The organism is Mammaliicoccus fleurettii (genome assembly GCF_002018435.1).
GTDB lineage: Bacteria > Bacillota > Bacilli > Staphylococcales > Staphylococcaceae > Mammaliicoccus > Mammaliicoccus fleurettii.
Genome location: NZ_MWJM01000043.1, coordinates 1 through 900 on the forward strand (window position 1 = coordinate 1; position 900 = coordinate 900).

Consider the following 900-nt stretch of genomic DNA (forward strand, 5'->3'; position numbering starts at 1 on the left):
AGATGTGTATAAGAGACAGTGTCAAGCCTTAATTCCATTTCTTTCTTTTATGAATTTGTTTATACTATCTTGATTTAATCGTTTAGATATTTTTCTTAGTTCCTCATTAGTTTTAGCCATTTCACTTTTATTCTTTTTATTTTTCTTTCTTTTATCACTAACTTTTTGTTTGCACTCACAGCACTTTAAATAACTTACACCACTTGCTTTTCTTATTTGCTGACACTTAATACATTTATTTTTCATTTTTTGTTTCTCCTTTATTATATTTATATCTTATCATTTCTTTTTGTATTTGTCAAACATTAAGTTTTTCCCCCCGTCAAGTAATTACTAGAGATTCTTGCTTGAAAGTTAATTTGTTATTTGTCGTAAGCTCTAATTTAGTGTAATTACTCCGCTCATTTAGTTTTACGTGCTGTGAATTGGCATAAACTAATCAGCACAACCTGTCAGCAAATGCTGCAATTTCAGTAAGTAAGTTAAACAACGGCTTTCAAATAGTATGAAACTAAGACACCTTAAACTTAAATACTTATCTCTTATAGAGTTACATGGGGTTTATGTAATCAGGTATTCTCGACTTCATAGCTTACTCAGCTCGTTTTGATGTTTATCACATCGCTATACTTTCGTACCTCAACCGCCTATGGGTTATATATTCAATTACATAGATAATAATAACATAGACATTTTCACTTGTCAACTATTATATACTTATATTTTAACATATTGCATTTTACACTTTGAGTTATCATGTGTTATGTAAAATATTCTGTTCCCTCTAATCACAATTCCAGTACAAGATAAAAAGATTATCAAACACTCCGGAATTCCTTTAGAAATCTTACAAACAATAAGCTAATTGCGCTTACTGATACCTGTCTCTTATACACATCT

1 protein-coding gene is annotated in these 900 nt (G+C 29.6%); it reads right to left on the reverse strand.

Annotated elements, in window-relative coordinates; all coding sequences use genetic code 11:
• Positions 1-21: 21 nt before the first annotated feature.
• Positions 22-246 (reverse strand): hypothetical protein, encoded by a 225-nt coding sequence (locus B2G86_RS13000; protein ID WP_078358603.1) that lies wholly within the window; start codon positions 244-246, stop codon positions 22-24.
• Positions 247-900: the final 654 nt, after the last annotated feature.

Bases quoted from the DNA above. Each gene is read 5' to 3' on its own strand.
- B2G86_RS13000 (WP_078358603.1), bottom strand. From the start codon at position 246: ATGAAAAATAAATGTATTAAGTGTCAGCAAATAAGAAAAGCAAGTGGT.